Annotated in this window: 3 protein-coding genes; all 3 read right to left on the reverse strand. The window is 71.1% G+C overall.

Going from position 1 to position 1,865, the window contains the following annotated elements:
* On the reverse strand, nt 1–541 hold a 541-nt coding region (locus AC1D01_RS32780; protein WP_477873666.1), incomplete at its 3' end, for a hypothetical protein.
* A 48-nt stretch (nt 542–589) separates the two neighbouring features.
* Nucleotides 590–1,114: a CesT family type III secretion system chaperone gene (locus AC1D01_RS32785; RefSeq protein ID WP_477873667.1), complete on the reverse strand. Its 525-nt coding sequence runs from the start codon at nt 1,112–1,114 to the stop codon at nt 590–592.
* Nucleotides 1,111–1,865: hypothetical protein (locus AC1D01_RS32790; protein ID WP_477873668.1), on the reverse strand; the 755-nt coding region annotated here is incomplete at its 5' end. The genes AC1D01_RS32790 and AC1D01_RS32785, both read right to left, overlap by 4 nt.

Consider the following 1,865-nt stretch of genomic DNA (forward strand, 5'->3'; position numbering starts at 1 on the left):
CCCCGGGCGTGCCGACCGCCTGCGCGGCCACCGCGATCGCGCTGTCGAGGTCGCCGCCCAGGCGGTGCGCCATCGCCATCGCGGCCTGGCAGCGCGCCACGTCGGCGCGGTTGTCCATCAGCCGGAAGCGCTCGGCGGCCTCGGCGATCAGCGTCATCGCGCGCTCGTGCTCGCCGACCTCGAGCCAGCACTGGCCGCGCAGCAGCAGGATGCGGGTGGCGCGCCAGCGGTCGTCGCGGCGCTCGAAGCCCTGCTGCGCCTCCAGGCACAGCACGTAGGCGCGGTCGGGGCGGCGCGCCTGCAGCACCAGCGCGGCCGAGCGGAACAGCGTGCGCACGATCTCGCCGTCGTCGCCGCTCGCGCGCGCCAGCGCGATCGCCTCCTCGCACAGCGCCACCGCGTACGGGCCGTCGGCGCCGACACGCTCCATCGCCTTCAGCAGCCGCTGCTCGACCTCCGACGGCAACAGCCGCTCCGGCGCGGTGTGCGGCCAGAGCGTCGGGCGGTCTTCGAAGAAGTCGAGCGGGTCGCTGTCGGGCATGGAGCGGGATTGTGCAATGGGGAATCCCGGATTGGCATCCGGGCTACATCACGCCCGCAGCCAGAGGTAGTCGCCAGCCGAGATGGCCTCGAACATGTCGTCGGGCGCCTGCAGCAGGTGATCCTTCCAGTAGCGGCCGTGCTCGGCGTAGTGCGTCAGCGTCTCCATCAGCCAGCCGCCGTCGATGTCGTCGGTCATCGGAACGCGCACGATCAGCTGGGTCGATCCGGTGTCGGGATCCAGGCCGAGTTGCGCCTGGTCCTGCGCATAGACGAGCAGGTTCGATTCCAGCATCAGCCGGAAGATCGACAGCGTCCGCCCGGCCGTCGTGATGCCGTAGTCGAACTGGATGTACATCGCCTGCGGATCGTTCGACACGTGGTCGACGATCACGCTGAAGCCCTCGACCTCGACGCGCCGCGACTGCAGCACCGCCTGCACGTCCGGCAGGTCGAGCTCGGCGCACAGCGCCGTCAGCAGGCCGACGTAGCGCTCGTGGTCGGGATCGTCGCCGCCGGGCGCGTCRCCCTCGGCGCCTTCGGGCAGTTCGCCCTCGTTCATCTCAGCACTCATCGCTCGTTCCTCCTGGCCTGCACCAGCATCCTGGCAATGCTGAGTGCGGCCTGTTCCTCGGTGCGCGGCGCCTGCAGCTGCAGCAGCTTCATCGGCAGCATCCAGTGCAGCAACTTGATCGACATCGGGAAGCCCCCCTCGGGCAGCGCCGGCTTGAGGTAGTTCGCGACCAGGTAGTCGGCCACCGCCGCCAGCCCGCCGCTGTCGAGCCGGGCGCCGGCACGCGTGCTGCCGAGCAGCGCCAGGTTCAGCTTGCGCAGCGCACTCGCCGCGAGCGCGCCGTTGCCGGTCTCCGACGCCTTGTTGAGCTCGCGGTCGATCACGGTCTTCTGCACCACGCCCAGCATGCCCTTCTTGCAGCGCTGCAGCGGGATCTTCGAATCGAACACCCGGCGCGGCGAGCCGCCACGGCCCGGTTCATCCGATTTCTCCGACAGGCTGCGCGCGCGCGCCAGCTTGTCCTGGCGCGATTCCTCGCCGCCGCCGCGGTCCTCGTCATCGCCCGAATCCTGCGACTGGTCCTTCAGGTTGACGGCCTCGGTGCCGGCCTGCTGCGACTCCGCCGAGTGGAAATCGTGATCGTCGTCATCGCCCTGGATGCCGTTCGCACCGCGGCGCCGGCTCTTGCGCGCCTTGTGGGTGCTCGCCCGCTTGGGCCGCGCGCCCGGCCGGTTGCCGCCCACCTGGCGGCCCTGTCCGCCGGAGCGGTGCGGGCCGTGCTGGCCGTGGTGCTCGGGGCTCTGGTGCGCGG

It is taken from the genome of Rhizobacter sp. P3_B12, from assembly GCF_056402895.1.